11 protein-coding genes are annotated in these 17483 nt (G+C 46.2%); 8 read left to right on the top strand and 3 right to left on the bottom strand.

Annotated features, from left to right (window positions below; translation table 11 throughout):
• Positions 1-18: 18 nt before the first annotated feature.
• The 4 genes from hrpB to acnB all read left to right on the top strand — a co-directional run bounded on the left by hrpB (position 19) and on the right by acnB (position 10173).
• Entirely contained in the window at positions 19-2487 is a 2469-nt protein-coding gene (gene hrpB / locus L3V31_RS06425) for an ATP-dependent helicase HrpB (protein ID WP_237315399.1), read from the top strand.
• A complete protein-coding gene (gene mrcB, locus L3V31_RS06420; RefSeq protein WP_237315288.1) occupies positions 2480-4852 on the top strand; it encodes a penicillin-binding protein 1B in 2373 nt (790 codons plus the stop codon). The genes hrpB and mrcB overlap by 8 nt, the downstream gene beginning before the upstream one ends.
• 137 nt (positions 4853-4989) lie before the next feature.
• On the top strand, positions 4990-7308 hold the full coding sequence (locus tag L3V31_RS06415; RefSeq protein WP_237315287.1) for a patatin-like phospholipase family protein: 2319 nt from the start codon (positions 4990-4992) through the stop codon (positions 7306-7308).
• Positions 7309-7575: 267 nt separating this feature from the next.
• A complete protein-coding gene (acnB, locus tag L3V31_RS06410) occupies positions 7576-10173 on the top strand; it encodes a bifunctional aconitate hydratase 2/2-methylisocitrate dehydratase (RefSeq protein WP_237315286.1) in 2598 nt (865 codons plus the stop codon).
• Positions 10174-10252: 79 nt separating this feature from the next.
• On the opposite strand, the gene L3V31_RS06405 is transcribed toward acnB, so the two are convergent.
• The 3 genes from L3V31_RS06405 to L3V31_RS06395 form a co-directional block, all read right to left on the bottom strand.
• Complete coding sequence (locus L3V31_RS06405; protein ID WP_237315285.1) at positions 10253-11386, bottom strand: glycerate kinase; 1134 nt, start codon at positions 11384-11386, stop codon at positions 10253-10255.
• 17 nt (positions 11387-11403) lie between these two features.
• A complete protein-coding gene (locus tag L3V31_RS06400; protein ID WP_237315284.1) occupies positions 11404-12669 on the bottom strand; it encodes a GntP family permease in 1266 nt (421 codons plus the stop codon).
• A gap of 102 nt (positions 12670-12771) precedes the next feature.
• Positions 12772-13947, bottom strand: a complete 1176-nt coding sequence (locus tag L3V31_RS06395) for a sugar diacid recognition domain-containing protein (RefSeq protein ID WP_237315283.1) — start codon at positions 13945-13947, stop codon at positions 12772-12774.
• 119 nt (positions 13948-14066) lie between these two features.
• Here L3V31_RS06395 and L3V31_RS06390 point away from each other — a divergent pair, with 119 nt between their 5' ends.
• From L3V31_RS06390 to L3V31_RS06375, 4 genes are all read left to right on the top strand, one after another.
• Positions 14067-14435: a YacL family protein gene (locus L3V31_RS06390; RefSeq protein ID WP_237315282.1), complete on the top strand. Its 369-nt coding sequence runs from the start codon at positions 14067-14069 to the stop codon at positions 14433-14435.
• 188 nt (positions 14436-14623) lie between these two features.
• A complete protein-coding gene (locus L3V31_RS06385; protein WP_005386570.1) occupies positions 14624-14962 on the top strand; it encodes a P-II family nitrogen regulator in 339 nt (112 codons plus the stop codon).
• A 28-nt stretch (positions 14963-14990) separates the two neighbouring features.
• Positions 14991-16220, top strand: a complete 1230-nt coding sequence (locus L3V31_RS06380) for an ammonium transporter (RefSeq protein ID WP_237315281.1) — start codon at positions 14991-14993, stop codon at positions 16218-16220.
• A gap of 154 nt (positions 16221-16374) precedes the next feature.
• On the top strand, positions 16375-17388 hold the full coding sequence (locus tag L3V31_RS06375) for a Fe(3+) ABC transporter substrate-binding protein (RefSeq protein WP_237315280.1): 1014 nt from the start codon (positions 16375-16377) through the stop codon (positions 17386-17388).
• The last annotated feature ends 95 nt before the right edge of the window (positions 17389-17483 follow it).

The raw sequence follows: 17483 nt of genomic DNA, 5'->3' as shown, positions 1-17483 counted from the left end.
CACCATAAGGTATTTCCTTTGTCACAATTGCCGATTGAAGCCGTGATGCCTCAGTTACTTACCGCGGTCAAAAACCAACATCAGGTCATCCTTAAAGCAGCGCCAGGTGCGGGTAAGTCGACGTACTTTCCTCTCCAACTACTTAAGCATCAATTGGTGACTGGCAAAATTATTATGCTGGAGCCAAGACGACTGGCAGCCCGAAATATCGCTCGGTATTTGTCTGAGCAATTAGGGGAGCACGTAGGACAGAGAGTCGGGTATCGCGTTCGCGGTGAGACAAAGGTAAGCGCTGTAACGCAATTGGAGATTGTGACGGAAGGGGTCATGACACGCATGATTCAAAATGACCCTGAACTGGATGGGGTCGACCTACTGATTTTTGATGAATTTCATGAGCGTAGTCTTCATGCGGACACAGCGTTGGCATTCAGTTTAGAAGTACAGGAAGCGTTGCGTGATGATCTCAAACTGGTGGTGATGTCGGCAACGCTCGATCAAGATGCGTTGCAAACTTTGCTCCCCGCAGCGAGTTTTATTGAATCAAAAGGGCGCAGTTTTGATGTGGAAACGCGCTATGCACCTCTGGCCGTTAATGACCATCTGCCAAATGCGATGGCAAAAACGATAGAGAGTTTGATCAATAAAGAATCAGGCTCATTATTGGCCTTTCTTCCCGGCGTTGCTGCAATAAAGCAGGTAGAAGAACGATTATCTCATCTGCCTGATGAGGTCGAAGTTTGCCCTCTATACGGCCAGCTTAGTTTTGCTCAGCAGCAAAAGGCAATTTCTCCTGCGGTAAAAGGGAAACGTAAAGTCGTGTTGGCAACCAATATCGCGGAAACTTCCCTGACTATTGAAGGCATTCGCCTTGTTGTTGATTCTGGTTTAGAGCGTATTGCGCGTTTTGATCTAAAAAATGGTCTCACTCGCCTAGAGCAGGTTCGTATTGCCCAGTCTTCCGCAATTCAGCGTATGGGACGGGCAGGTCGAATAGAAGAGGGGATTTGCGTCCGTCTCTATTCTGAAAGTCAGTTCAAACAGCAACCAGCGGTGCCACAGCCAGAAATTCTGCATTCGGATCTGGCGAGTTTGGTTATGGAGTTAGCGTTCTGGGGCGCGAGCGATATCCAGGATCTCAAATGGCTCAATATTCCTTCGCTGGCGGCTTTAAATCAGGCCAAGCAACTTCTGGTGTCTCTTGAACTGATAAACGAACAAGGTCAATTGACGGCTGGTGGTAGGCAGGCGCATGTACTTGGTGTTGAGCCTCGCTCTGCCGCTATGTTGATTAAATCTGCGCAGCACAGTGAAAAGATGTTAAATACTGCGCTTGCAGCGGTCGCCCTTATTGAAGAGCCAGAAAGAAACGTCACCAATATTGCCCATAGCTTGCATCGCTGGGTAACAGGGACACATCCGAAAAAGTCACTGCTGCTTAAACGCGTGCAATCTTTAGCTCACAAACTGGATAGTGCCTTTTCTCTTGGCGATATTGATGAGAGTGCACTGCCACTGGTCCTGAGCCTGGCGTTTCCGGACCGTATTGCGCAGCAACGCAGCAATCAATACGGTCGATTCACGTTATCGAATGGTCATGGTGCGGAATGTCGCCCTGAGGATAGCTTGGGTGCGTGTGAGTATTTGGTTGCGATTGACTTGATGCGTTCACATTCTAATTCGAGTCAAATTCATTTGGCATGTGAATTGGATGTCAACATACTGCAAACAACGTTCAAGTCGCTATTTTCAGCTGAAGAACTGGTTGACTGGGATGAAAAAAGAGGGCGTTTAATCGCTGAGCGGCAACAAAAACTCGGTCAGTTGGTGATAGAGCGTGAGTCGTTGCCAAGTCCGGGCAAAGAAAAAATGACACAAGCTTTACTCACTTATGTCCGCCGTCAGGGGTTGAGCAGTCTAAACTGGTCGCCAGCAGCAGAGAGTTTGCTCGAACGTATTCGCTGTGCAATAGATTGGTTACCCGAGCAATCTTGGCCAAACTTTGATGACGCGAGTTTACTTGAATCATTGGAAGAGTGGCTAGAGCCGTATATGGCTTCCGTATCGTCGGTAAAAGAGCTTAATAAAGTTAATTTGACTGAAGCGTTGAATGCGCGTCTAGGCTGGCCATTAAACCAGAACCTTGGTGAGTGGTTACCTGAGTACTATCTGCTACCTACGGGAACAAAGAAACGCATTCGATACCAATACGGTCATGAACCTGTGTTATCAGTCAGAATGCAGGAAGTATTTGGCGAAAGCACATCGCCAACCGTTGCGTTAGGGCGCAAGCCTTTGGTACTGGAGTTACTTTCTCCAGCGCAGCGTCCCCTGCAAGTAACAACTGACCTCGCTGCCTTCTGGAAAGGCAGTTATAAAGACGTGCAAAAAGAGATGAAAGGGCGCTACCCAAAACACGTTTGGCCAGACGATCCTGCAAACCATGTAGCGACAACGAAAACAAAAAGACAATTGAAGAATGACTAACTCTAAAAAGCCAAGCACAAAAAAAGCGCCAGCTAAGAAAAAAACAGCGGCGAAAAGTACGGCAAAACGTACCAAACGTACCTCGGGTAAGAAGCCAAGTAATGGGAAACGTTCGTGGCTCAAAACGTTGTGGTCGTTTGGCTGGAAAGCGGGTATTGCGCTGGCCACGGTATTAGTGTTTGTCGGGATTTATTTAGATAGCGTGGTAAAAGAACGCTTTGATGGTCAGTTATTTGAACTGCCAACTGTTGTTTACGCGCGAATTCTTAATTTGAATCCGGGTGAAAATATCACCATCAAAGAGCTGCGTAATGAATTGGATGTACTTAGTTATCGAAAGGTGAGCACGCCTCGTTATCCGGGAGAATACTCTTCGTCTTCTACCCGCATTGAACTAATTCGTCGTCCATTTGAGTTCGCCGATGGCCCTGAGCCAGATCGCCACGTGATGCTGCATTTCTCTGACGGTGGTTTACAACGTATTCAGTCTTTGGAATCTAGAGGAGATCTTGGGTATTTACGTCTTGAACCTAAGATGCTGGGTATGCTAGAAAAAGATCAGAACGAGCAACGACTTTTTCTACGTCGAGATCAGTTCCCGGAAATCTTGGTTGATGCGTTACTGGCTACCGAAGACCGAAACTTTTATCAACATGACGGTGTTTCTCCGCTGGCTATTGGGCGCGCGCTCGTTGCTAATATTAAGGCGGGTCGCACCGTCCAGGGCGGAAGTACCCTGACTCAGCAGTTGGCGAAAAACTTATTTCTCACCCGCGACAAGACTTTGTGGCGTAAGCTTCGAGAAGCCTATATTGCGTTGATTCTGGATTATCGCTACAGCAAAGATCGTATTCTGGAAGCATATTTAAACGAAGTGTACTTAGGGCAAAGTGGTGGTGAAGCGATCCATGGTTTTGGTTTGGCTTCTCGCTACTACTTTGGTCAGCCGATCAGTGAACTTCGTGTCGATCAACTTGCGATGTTAGTCGGTATGGTAAAAGGGCCGTCTTATTACAACCCTATTCGCTATCCTGAGCGTACCAAAGATCGCCGCGATTTGGTGTTACGTCTGTTGATGCAACAAAATCTACTGACGGCTCAAGAGTATGATCAAGCCGCCAGTCGTCCGCTCGACACACAAAGCAACCCGCGTATCGCCAGCCGTCAGCCCGCTTACTTCCAACAGTTGAGCATCGAGCTTAAAGAAAAAGTCGGTGAACGTTTTAAGGCGGAAACGGGGTTAAGAGTTTTCACCTCTCTTGATCCGGTATCACAAAGCAAAATGGAACAGGCCATCGCGAAAAAGATCCCCGATTTGTCTAAGCGAGGTGGTAAAGAACTCGAAGCCGCGGCGGTTGCCGTGGATCGCCATAGTGGTGAAATCCGCGCGATGGTTGGCGGGAAGCGAGCGGGTTATGATGGCTTTAACCGAGCACTAAATGCGAGCCGTCCTATTGGTTCTTTAGTGAAACCCGCTATTTACCTGACAGCACTGGAGCAACCGGAAAAGTACAACTTGGGCACAACGCTGCATGACACGCCGCTAAGTTTGAAAGGCAGTGAAGGCTCGGTTTGGACGCCGCGCAACTACGACCGTAAATATCGTGGCGATGTTCCGCTCTTCATTGCATTAGCGAAGTCGCTTAATGTACCAACCGTGCGTTTGGGTATGGAGCTTGGTATACCAGAGGTGACGGCGACCTTAGAGCGCTTAGGCGTAAGCAAAGACGAAATCCGCCCAGTGCCTTCCATGTTCCTTGGGGCATTTTCATTGACGCCGCTTGAGGTGGCTCAGATGTATCAGACTCTGACAAACTCAGGTAAACGAGCTAGGTTAACAGCACTTCGCTCGGTGATTGATATGGAAGGGAATGTTTTGTACCAATCACTTCCTCGCGCCTCTCGTGAGGTGGATGAACAAGCTGCTTGGCTCACCACTTACGCGATGAAACAAGGCGTTGTGCAGGGAACGGGTCGCTTTTTGCAGAACCAATTTGCTTGGGCTGCGCTGGCTGGCAAAACCGGTACCAGTAATGACACTCGTGATAGCTGGTTTGTGGGAGTGGATGGCAGAGAAGTCACCACGATCTGGCTGGGGCGTGACGATAATAAACCCACCAATTTAACGGGTGCGAGTGGGGCTCTACGTGTGTACGCAGAATATTTGTCTCAGCGTATTCCAGAACGTTTAGCGCTACCTTGGCCTCGAGAAGTGACGACATTGGGATTCAAACAAACTACCAAGGGTGGGTTGGAAATGAACTGCCGTAGCGAATATAAACTGCCTGTATGGGATAAAACAGGTCAGGTAAAGCAGCTGTGTGAGAAAAAATCTAACTGGATTAATGATTTATTTAATTGGTAGTGTCGCTAAACTGCAAGTATAAACTTGTTTCACTAGTCAATTCTTAGTACATATTAGGGCCTATAAGCTGGGAAGTGAGGTTGACCAACATTGCCAACCAACTTCCTAAAGCCAGAGATTCGATAAAGGAAAAGTGAATGTTCAAAAAGTTGTCATTTGGCCCGTTAACTCGCTACTTCGCGCTTTGGCTGAGCTTCTTTTTGATCGCTATGCCTTCGGCTTCCCTGGCTCAGGAAGAGGCTTCTGCATCGCATCCTAAAATCGCTGTGGTTCTCGCTGGTGGTGGTGCAAAGGGTGCTGCACATATTGGTGTACTTAAAGCGCTTGAAGAGATGCAAATTCCGGTTGATATCATCACTGGCACGAGCATGGGGGCGTATGTTGGCGGCTTGTATGCGACTGGTATGAGCGCTGATGAGATTGAGAGCTTTATCTACACAGTGGATTGGAACGGCGGTTATCGAGATCGCGTAGACCGAAGCCAGCGCCGAGTTCGTGATAAAGAGTATGAAGACCGTTACCAGATATATACCGATCTTGGGCTACGCTTGACCGAAGTAAGAGCGCCAACTGGTGTGGTGCAAGGACAAAACATGCTGCGTATCCTGCGTGAAAGCACGGGTAATTTGGGACGTTTTGATTCTTTTGATGAACTGGCCATTCCGTATCGCTCTGTTGCGACTGATATCTTAGAGCTTGAAGAAGTCGTCATTGGTAACGGTTACCTAGTGGATGCGATGATGGCCAGCATGTCTGTACCAGGTGCACTCCCACCTTATCAGTTAAATGGTCACATGCTGGTTGATGGCGGCGTGGTAAATAACATGCCAGTTGATGTGGCTCGTGCGATGGGAGCGGACGTTGTTATCGCTGTAGATATCAGTACCGATTACAAAACCAAAGAAGACTTTACCGGGTTGTTTACCGTAGCCGATCAACTTTCCAATTATCTTGTGCGTCGTAGTACCCAAGAGCAAGTTGAAGCGCTCCATGAACAAGATATCTACATTCGTCCCAATGTTGGCCAAATGGAAACCGTTGAGTTTGATAAGATGCCTTCGGCGCTTCAGTCGGGATATGAAATCACGAAAACGTTGTCGGCGAAATTAAAAGGTTTGAGTCTCTCCAGTGCGGATTACCAAGGTTACATCGACCGTAAACAAGAAGCCCGTAAAACCTTAGTTCACGGTGATGAGCGTGTTGTTGATGACGTTGTGATCATAAATAACACACACTACAGCGATGTGCTGTTGACCAACCGTCTGCATTTAGAGACGGGGCGTACAATCCCAACGCAAGAAATAGAAAAAGCGGTTGAAAACCTCTATGCGCTTGATCGTTTTGAGTTGATCACTTACCACTTTGAGGAAGAAGATGGCTCCTCACGGTTAGTTTTTACCGTCAACGAAAAGTCATGGGGCCCAAATTACCTAAATTTTCGATTTTTCCTTGAAGATGACTTCGACACTGACAGCCAGTATGGCATTGGGTTGTCGACCAATTTTACCAACTTAAACTCACATGGTGCAGAGTTGGCATTTAATGTCGAAATGGGGACGGATAAGCTGATTGAAGCGGAACTGTACTCACCAGTTATGTCGAGCCAACAGCTTTTCGTTTCCGGACGACTGACCTACAGCAACGAGAGTAGAAACTTACCGCTGAGTGACTTCAAAAACCCTGATATTAGCGCCGTAGATGATTTCCTTCCTGTGTCGTACAGCGACTTTACATCTGAGCTTTCTATTGGCCTTCAACCGACGTTATGGCAAGAATTACGAATGGGGGCCCGCTATTCAACCGGCAGCATTGAACTTTCCACATTGGCATCGGCGGGCAATCTGGATTTTGATCGACTCGGCCTATTTGCAAGTTATCGGTTAGACACGCTTGATGACTTTGCTTTTCCTACTCGTGGCTTATTGGTTGACTTGGAGTATTTTGTCTCCCATGACAAAAGCCCTGAGGGTGATAATTTCTTAGATTCTGAGACGTCCGTTGAAGATACGGTGTATGAAATTTCAGCCCGATTTAAAGGTGCAGTCAGTCATCAGCGTCATACTTTAGTCGGACATGCTGAATACAGCTTTGTTGAGAGTAAAAATTCCACCATCCCACTCGATCCGCGAGAGTTAGGGGGCTTTTTAAACCTTTCGGGCATTCCGAGAAATAGTCTGATTGGGCAGGATTTATTCTTTAGCAGCCTAGTTTACCGTTACAAGTGGTTCGATAATGACTTCGGACTGTTCGAAGCTCCGGTATATATAGGCGCGTCACTGGAGTATGGTGGGGTTTGGTCTGATAACGACCTCCATTTGGATGAGGCTCCACTGTATAATGCGGGCTCAGTATTCTTTGGTGTCGATTCCCCAATCGGGCCTATAATGTTGTCTTACGGTCGTACAGAGCAGAACTTAGATGCTGTGTACTTAATCGTAGGAACTTCGTTTAATTAATTGGCACAAGATGGCATAACCTAAGCATATTTGCTCAAAATTAGCAGAACTTTAGTCGTAAGTTGCTATGTTGGTCAAAATGATGAGATTTTAATTGAAGGTTAAATTTGCTATTCTTTGGCCCACAGTTTGGCCTCTACGGCGCTGTTTCTCAATCATTATTGAATGAAAACAAGGGCAATGGAGAGCCAAGTTTCCAAGGATGTTCACTCCTTTACTTTAACAATAGTAATAATAAAGGAGGAACCGCAATGAGAGGAAAAAGTCGTGCTTGAAGCCTACCGTAAACACGTCGAAGAGCGTGCTGCCGAAGGAGTTGTACCTAAACCACTAAACGCCGAGCAAGTTGCAGGCCTTGTGGAACTTCTTAAAAATCCCCCTCAAGGTGAAGAAGAATTCCTTCTTGACCTACTAGAGAACCGTATTCCACCAGGTGTTGATGAAGCCGCGTATGTTAAAGCTGGTTTTCTTACCGCAGTCGCAAAAGGTGAGGTATCTTCTCCGCTAGTAAGCCGTGAAAAAGCGGCACAGTTGCTAGGTACTATGCAAGGTGGTTACAACATCGAGCCACTCGTTACTTTACTGGACGACGATGCTCTAGCGCCAATCGCTGCAAAAGCACTGTCTCACACACTGCTTATGTTTGATGCTTTCTACGATGTGGAAGAAAAAGCGAAAGCAGGCAACACGTTTGCACAGCAAGTTCTACAATCTTGGGCTGACGCGGAATGGTTCCAGTCTAAGCCTGAGCTGCAAGAAAAAATCACTCTGACTGTATTCAAGGTTACTGGTGAAACAAACACCGATGATCTGTCTCCAGCACCAGATGCTTGGTCTCGCCCTGATATCCCAGTTCATGCGTTAGCGATGCTGAAGAACGAGCGTGAAGGCATCACTCCAGACCAACCAGGTAGCATCGGTCCAATCAAACAGATCGAAGAACTGCAATCTAAAGGCCATCAACTTGTTTACGTTGGTGACGTAGTTGGTACGGGTTCTTCTCGTAAATCTGCTACTAACTCAGTGCTTTGGTTCATGGGTGATGACATCCCTAACGTTCCAAATAAACGAGCTGGTGGTTACGTACTAGGTGGTAAGATTGCACCAATCTTCTTCAACACAATGGAAGACGCGGGCGCACTACCGATCGAAGTTGACGTATCGAAACTGAACATGGGCGACGTGATTGACGTTTACCCATTCGAAGGTAAAGTTTGTAACCACGAAACTGGCGAAACTCTGGCTGAATTTAAGCTAAAAACAGACGTACTTATCGACGAAGTACGTGCTGGCGGTCGTATCCCACTGATCATCGGTCGTGGTCTGACTGACAAAGCTCGCCAATCTCTGGGTCTAGAGCCAGCAGATTTCTTCCGCAAACCAGGTGACGTTGTTGATACAGGCAAAGGTTACTCGCTTGCACAGAAGATGGTTGGTAAAGCGTGTGGCGTAGAAGGTGTTCGTCCAGGTACTTACTGTGAGCCTAAGATGACCACAGTTGGTTCTCAGGATACTACGGGGCCTATGACGCGTGATGAGCTTAAAGACCTTGCGTGTCTTGGCTTCTCTGCAGACCTAGTGATGCAGTCTTTCTGTCACACATCGGCATATCCAAAACCAGTTGACGTAAACACTCACCACACACTTCCTGATTTCATCATGAACCGTGGTGGTGTATCACTACGTCCGGGTGACGGTGTTATCCACTCGTGGCTAAACCGTATGCTTCTGCCTGATACAGTAGGTACAGGTGGTGACTCGCATACTCGTTTCCCACTAGGTATCTCATTCCCAGCAGGTTCTGGTCTGGTTGCATTCGCAGCAGCAACAGGCGTTATGCCACTGGATATGCCAGAGTCAATCTTGGTTCGCTTTAAAGGTGAAATGCAACCGGGTATCACGCTACGTGACCTAGTACATGCAATCCCTTACTACGGCATCAAGCAAGGCCTACTAACGGTTGAGAAAGCGGGTAAGATCAACGAATTCTCTGGTCGCGTTCTAGAGATCGAAGGTGTTGAACACCTAACGGTTGAGCAAGCGTTTGAACTTTCAGATGCATCGGCAGAACGTTCAGCGGCAGGCTGTACCGTTAAGCTTTCTCAAGAGTCGATCGAAGAGTACCTAAACTCAAACATCACTATGCTTAAGTGGATGATCTCGGAAGGTTACGGCGACCGTCGTACTATCGAACGTCGTATCACTGCAATGCAAGAGTGGCTAGACAACCCAGAGCTAATGGAAGCAGATGCGGATGCAGAATACGCGCACGTAATCGAGATTGATCTAGCGGAAATCAACGAGCCAATCCTATGTGCGCCAAACGACCCTGATGACGCTCGTCTACTTTCAGAAGTTCAAGGTACACAAATCGATGAAGTGTTTATCGGTTCATGTATGACCAACATTGGTCACTTCCGCGCAGCAGGCAAACTGCTTGAGCAATGGGGTGGTTCACTGGATACGCGTCTATGGGTGGCTCCGCCAACTAAGATGGACCGTGACCAGCTAACTGAAGAAGGTTACTACGGTATCTACGGCCGTGCTGGTGTTCGTATCGAAACTCCGGGATGTTCACTATGTATGGGTAACCAGGCTCGCGTAGCAGACAAAGCGACAGTCATGTCGACCTCAACGCGTAACTTCCCGAACCGTCTAGGTACTGGTGCGAATGTTTACTTGTCTTCTGCGGAGCTAGCAGCAGTAGGTGCAATTCTAGGTCGTATTCCAACTAAGGAAGAGTACCTGGAGTACGCAGCGAAGATCAACGCAACAGCAGCTGATACTTACCGTTACCTGAACTTCCATAAGATGGATCAGTACACTCAGAAAGCAGATACGGTTATTTTCCAAGAGCCAGCATAAGCTTTATAGGTGAAATACGAAAACCGCAGACAATGTCTGCGGTTTTTTTTTGACTAACGACTTAGGCAGATACTATCTTTTAAAGCTTTAACTGCAACATCGCAGCGATATTGCGTGCTGTGAGTTCAATGTTCTGTGCCGCTTCAGCGAATGCCGTTGGCATGTCTACCGAACGATTTACAATTGAAAAAACCGCATCGATGCCATGATCATGGACGACGCCACAATCTTGAGACAAACAACCAGCAATGCCGATCACTGGTACGAAATGTTTGTTAGCCACACGAGCAATACCAACTGGCGTTTTGCCATGAATGGTTTGGCTATCAATACGGCCTTCACCAGTGATGACCAGATCAGCATGTTCGATGGTTTCTTCCAGATTAATCGCATCCATTACGATCTCAATTCCAGGACGTAGTTCAGCATTGAGCAGGCTCATAAGTGCTGCGCCTAAACCTCCTGCAGCGCCAGCGCCTGGGCGATTGAGAGCATCTTGACCTAGCTGCGTTTCGATTATCCTGGAGTAGTGCACTAGGTTACGATCGAGTTGCTCAACCATTTCAGGTGTCGCGCCTTTTTGTGGACCAAACACTTGTGATGCACCTTGAGGTCCACATAAAGGATTGTCTACATCACATGCTACCTCTAAACGCACTTGTGCAAGTCGGGGGTCGAGACCACTCGTATCGATACTGTGAAGCTTGGAAAGCTCACCACCACCAAAGCCAAGTGATTCACCCGTTTCGTCTAAAAGGCGAATACCAAGTGCTTGTGCCATACCTAAACCCCCATCGTTAGTGGCACTACCGCCAATACCGACGATGATGTGCTCTACACCTTTGTCGAGCACGGCTGCAATCAGCTCACCAGTCCCAAAAGTTGTGGTAATCATCGGGTTACGTTTATCAGGATCGACTAAGTGTAAACCAGATGCTGCAGCCATTTCGATGATGGCTGTTTTGCCATCGCCCATTAGTCCATAGAAGCCAGTAACAGGCTCGCCAAGTGGACCGGTTACTGAGTGCTCAATAATTTCACCACCAGTAGCATCAACAAGAGACTGGACGGTTCCTTCACCACCGTCAGCCATTGGCAGTTTGATATACTCTGCATTTGGCATGACGTGTTTAAATCCTTTCTCGATAGCGATAGCCACATCCATCGCGTTTAGACTTTCTTTGTAAGAATCTGGAGCAATAACAATTTTCATAGTGACACCTAAACGCCTTAAATAAATAAACCAAACACACCAAATATCATGGTAGAGACAAACGCGATCGTCAGGCCAACTGCTGACTCATAAGGGATGAGCTTAAAACGCTCACGGATATCCATGTTGAGTGCACCACCAGTTGCGTGAAAGAAACTACCATGAGGCATGTGATCCAGTACGGTTGCACCAGAGTGAATCATTGCTGCGCCAGCAAGTGCAGGAACGCCAAGTTCTAGAATTGTGTGACTAAATACGCTGGCTGCTACTGCTGTCCCCGCGGTTGTTGAAGCGGTTGCTAGTGACATCAATGCGCCAGAAATTGGTGCAAGTAAATAAGATGGCAAACCAGACGCAGTAAGGATTTCAATCATACCTCCTTTAAGATCGGAGTTAGCGATAATGCCTGCGAGTGTACCTGTACCCAATAGCATCACCGCTACTGGTGCCATACGGGTGAGACCTGATAATGCAAAGTGGTTAGTGTCGCTAAAACGTCCCATGACAACGGTGCCGATAAGGCCACCAAGAGGCAAAGCGATAAGAGGGTCAACGTTGATGCCAGCGATTGGGCGTAGTGCAAGTAGCGCGATAGCCACAAGTGGAGCAACGATAGCAGCGCCAAAGGTTGGTAATTTTCTGCGCTCAACAGTAACAACTTCGCTTGCTTGTACCACACTTCCTTTATTGCTCAGTCGCTTAGCTAAAAAATAAGCGAGAGCAAGACCAAATAAGCCTGGAACAACACCTGCAAGCATTACGGAAGTCAGTGGTACGTCAAAGGCGTCAGCGGCTGCGATGGCATTTGGGTTTGACGACATTACGTTGCCGGCTTTACCACCGCCCACCATCGCCAATAGGATCGCAGCTTTTGAAATGGAAGCTCGCTGGGCAATAGCTAAAGCAATTGGAGCAACCGTAATAACGGCAACGTCAACGAATACACCAACTGAGGTTAAAATGAGAGTCGCTAGCGCTAATGCAAGTAGTGCACGTGTTTCTCCTACTTTTTTGACAATCGTTTCTGCAATAGAAGTTGCCGCGCCAGATTCTATCAGTACACCAGCTAATATTCCGGCAGCAAGAATACGAAGTACCGCTGTCACGATACCTTGAGCACCACCAATCATTAGAGAGACGGTATCAGTTAATGATACACCGCCAATGACACCACCAATTAAGGCTCCGATGATCATACCGTACGCTGGTGGAACTTTCTTTAGAATTAAAGATATGGCCACAATTAATGCGGCCAAGGCTCCAAGAGCAGATACTTCAACCATTTTATATTATCCAAGCTAGTGATTAAGTTTGGCCAATATAAAAGGCACGATTCAGTCAGTCTTTGGACGATCAAACAATCTTTCTTTTGAAAAACAACTCAATTACTGTGCGTCTGCATATTTTTCGTCTTTTAAGTGGCTAAACGAAGAACCAAGATACAATTGAATTATCGAATCTAAATTATTGATATCTAATGATGTTATTTGTGATATTTTATCAAGGCGATAGCGCAGAGTATTACGGTGAATATGAAGCACGCAACAGGTTTGATGTGCATCGCAATTTTGTTCAAAATACACGTTGAGCGTCTTTATGAGAGTACCCTTGGAGTCGCTGAGCTGGAGCAATTGATACGGATGACACAATTGCTGTAGCTGCCAAGGTTCATCTTTTACCGCGCTGAGTAGTACCGGAACCCGGTAGTCTTGACTGAAGAAAACTTGCCCGGGCTGGTTTTGAGTCAACTCCATGGCCCGTTTGGCCGTTTGATAAGACTGGGCTAAACCTTGCAATGAAGGGAAATAATCGCCCAGTGTAACCCGGATTTTAAACTTACCTTGTGTTTTTACCCGGCGTAACAATTGGTTGGCACTCTTTTTTTCGTTCTCTTTCGACCAACTATTCGCCGTTAGGGTAATGGGCTTGAGCACGACGACTTCAAGATCTGATACTGAAATAATCCCGACTAAGTTGTCGCGTTCTGGATACTCGAGTAGGTGCACCAGTTGTTGCAAGTGCTCCAGAAGCATTGGAGTATCATCACTAGGTATTACTTTGACTACAGCGGCTATTCTCGGTTGAGAAAGATCGAGATCAAGGCGCTCGGCGATCGACGTCAGTTGACCATCATTTAAAGTTGAACCTTGGATCAGTTGAAGAACAAGTTCTTCCCGGTGACGTTTGTTCCATTGAACCTGTGACATAAGATCGGCTTGTTCGATGATCAACTCTGCGGTCATTTTCACCAACTCACCATAATGGTGAACCTCTTCTGGTGCACCGGATATACCAATAACACCGATTACCTGATTGCTATAGATAATTGGCAGATTAATACCGGGCTTGACTCCTTTGAGGTTATTAGCCGTGGCTTGATTAATCTCGACAATACGTCTCTCATTGATCGCTAGAACAGCACCTTCATGTTTCTGTTGTAAGCGACTACTGTCACCTGAGCCAATAATGCGCCCCTTTTCATCCATTACGTTGACCGAATGAGAGATAATCGTCATGGTTCGCTCAACGATTTGTCGGGCGATGTTTTCGTTTAACTGCATACTCGTTTTATAAACCCAGCTCTAGTGGTGGTTTAGCGGGGCATATTAACTGATAATAATGAATATCAATATTGATTTAACTTATATATTTATCAGTTAAAATAAATGAAGGAAATAGGATGGACTACGAATTTAAGAAAAACACCTTAGATGGTAGTTACTATTGTCACTGTTCTATGGAGCACGAAATTATTGGGCGTTGGTTACAAGAAGAAATTGGCAAAGAACGCCATCACATCGCAGAAGTGGATGCACTTATTTCATCGGCCATAAGTAAGCCTACTCAAGAGTATTCACTTTTGGGGAGAGAAATCAGTTTAATGATTTGTGGTGATGAAGTAACGGTACAAGATAATGCATTGCTGCATCATTATGAACAAGACAAAGACAGCGAGTTCGAATTGTACGACTGTGAAAGCACGGCTAGCTGCGGTCTCGAAGACTTTATGACTCTTATAGAGCAATGGAAAGATTTTTTGAACATTTAATGCACAATTTTGGGTAATCAATTGTAGGTTGCTTTATATTTGGGAGAAAGGCGCACTGTTATGGTGCGCCTTTTTTGTTTGTATTGTAATCGGTCGATTTTAATTGTTTTAAATCAATGATTTAAAAACTTGGCACGTAGATTGGATTATAAGAAGTGTTTCAGGATGAATGCTTCGGAGAGAATTTAATGAAAATAATCAATGCCATTATTAAGCCATTTAAGTTAGACGATGTACGTGAAGCGTTGGCTGACGTAGGCATCGAAGGGATGACGGTATCAGAAGTTAAAGGTTTTGGTCGCCAAAAAGGTCACACCGAGTTGTACCGCGGCGCGGAGTACCAAGTTGATTTCCTACCAAAAGTAAAAATAGAAATCGCAACTCATGCAGATAATGTCGATCGTGTGGTAGAAGCCATCACAAAAGCGGCGCAAACAGGAAAAATTGGTGACGGTAAGATTTTTGTATACGACCTGAATCAAGCTGTTCGCATCCGTACTGGTGAAATGGACGCAGAAGCACTTTAAAAGTATTCAAGGGATTGGAGACACTATTATGGAATTAGCAACAACAGTAACAGAGTTACGTTACGCACTAGACACTTTTTTCTTCCTCATTTCCGGTGCATTGGTCATGTGGATGGCAGCGGGCTTTGCCATGCTTGAAGCAGGCCTCGTTCGCTCTAAAAACACAACAGAAATTTTGACTAAGAACTTTTGTCTGTACGCGATTGCTTGTACGACTTACCTAGTTGTTGGTTACAACATCATGTACGTTGATAACGGCGAAGGTGGTTGGTTACCGTCATTAGGTGCCCTTATTGGTTCTCAGGGGGAAGGTGCAGACCATTCTCTAGAATCTGACTTTTTCTTCCAAGTAGTATTTGTTGCGACAGCGATGTCTGTTGTTTCAGGTGCGGTTGCTGAGCGAATGAAGCTATGGTCATTCCTGATCTTCTCTGCAATCTTGACTGCATTCATCTACCCAATGGAAGGCTACTGGACTTGGGGCGGCGGTTTCCTATCAGAAGCGGGCTTTAGTGACTTTGCCGGCTCAGGTATTGTACACATGGCAGGTGCTTCTGCTGCACTAGCTGGTGTTCTGTTACTGGGTGCTCGTAAAGGTAAGTACGGTAAAAATGGTGAAATTCACCCTATTCCAGGTTCAAACATGCCGCTTGCTACACTTGGTACGTTCATTCTATGGTTTGGTTGGTTTGGCTTTAATGGCGGTTCTCAGTTAATGGTGTCTGACTTTGAAAATGCGACTGCAGTAGGTCAAATCTTCCTGAACACCAACGCAGCCGCAGCCGCAGGTGCAATTGCTGCACTATTCGTATGTAAAACCACTTGGGGTAAAGCAGACTTAACGATGATCCTCAACGGTGCGCTAGCAGGTCTAGTAGCAATCACGGCAGACCCTCTATCTCCGTCACCACTATACTCAGTGGCAATCGGTGCGGTTTCAGGTGCGCTAGTAGTGTTTAGCATCATCGGCCTAGATAAGCTGAAAATCGATGATCCAGTCGGTGCTATCTCAGTACACGGTGTATGTGGCTTCTTCGGTCTAATGGTGGTTCCTCTAAGCAATGGTGACGCTACGTTTGGTGCACAGCTTCTAGGGGCGGGCGTAATCTTTGCTTGGGTATTCGGTGCAAGTTTGGTTGTTTGGGCAATTTTGAAAGCAACGGTTGGTATCCGAGTGTCGGAAGACGAAGAGATGGAAGGTATGGATATGCACGACTGTGGTGTTGGTGCTTACCCTGAGTTTGTCACTGCGAAGTAAATCAATAGCATTGCAATCAGTTACGCTTAGCGAGATCAAAAACCTGCCAACTAAGGCAGGTTTTTTGTTATTTGGAGATTGTTTTTGAAGTCGACATGAATATAATAACGCTACTGATAAATATTATCATTACGAATACTTAAAGGATTGAACCATGAAAAAAGTGCTAACTCTTTCTGCTTTAGCTTGTGCAACACTGGCTCCAACGGCAATGGCTGCTGAAGAAGTGAACGTTTATTCATACCGCCAACCATTCTTGGTTGAGCCTATGTTTAACGAGTTCACTAAAGAGACCGGCATTAAAGTAAACGTTAAGTTTGCTAAAGAAGGTATCGCAGAAAAATTAGTTCAGGAAGGCGAATACAGCCCAGCTGACGTTCTTCTAACTGTTGATATTGCGCGTCTAGCAGAGTTAACAAAGAAAGGCGTGGTTCAGTCTGTTGATAGCCCAGTTCTAGAAAAGAACATTCCAGCTCAATACCAAGACACAGCGAACGAGTGGTTTGCACTAACAACTCGCACTCGTAGTGTTTACTCTTCTCGTGACCGTGTGGGCAAACTAGGTGAGGACTTTACTTACGCTGACCTAGCGAAACCTGATTTCAAAGGCAAAATCTGTACACGTAGCGGTAAACACCCATACAACGTGTCTCTAGTTTCTTCTATGATTGCTCACCAAGGTGAAGCTGCGACAAAAGAATGGCTAGAAGGCGTAAAAGCAAACCTAGCTCGTAAACCTCAAGGTAACGACCGTGCACAGGTTAAAGCGATCAAAGAAGGTCTATGTGACGTTTCTCTTGGTAACAGCTACTACCTAGGTAAGATGGTTAACGACAAAGAGCAGAAAGCTTGGGCTGATGCGGTATACATTAACTTCCCTAACCAAGAAACAACAGGTACTCACGTAAACATCTCTGGTATGGCAATGGCGAAATACGCGCCAAACCAAGCGAACGCACTTAAGCTTATGGAATTCTTAGCTGGTGACAAAGCGCAAAGCATGTACGCAGAAGTGAACTTTGAATACCCAGTTAAAGCTGACGTTAAGCCTTCTGAGCTTGTAGCATCTTGGGGTGAGTTCAAAGCAGATACTCTTTCTCTAGACGAGATTGCTGATTACCATGAAGCTGCAATCAAACTGCTAGACGAAGTTAAGTTCGATCTTTAATCGTTAGTTTGATTTTGCTCGGTGAGAAGTCAGTTCACCGATGATAAATTTACAGCCTCAAGTCGCTCTTTTACCAGGGCCACTTGAGGTTGTTT

It is taken from the genome of Vibrio sp. J1-1 (assembly GCF_021728395.1).
In the GTDB taxonomy this organism is placed as follows: domain Bacteria; phylum Pseudomonadota; class Gammaproteobacteria; order Enterobacterales; family Vibrionaceae; genus Vibrio.
Note: the sequence above shows the minus strand (reverse complement) of the source record. Positions and strands in the feature narration are given on the sequence as shown.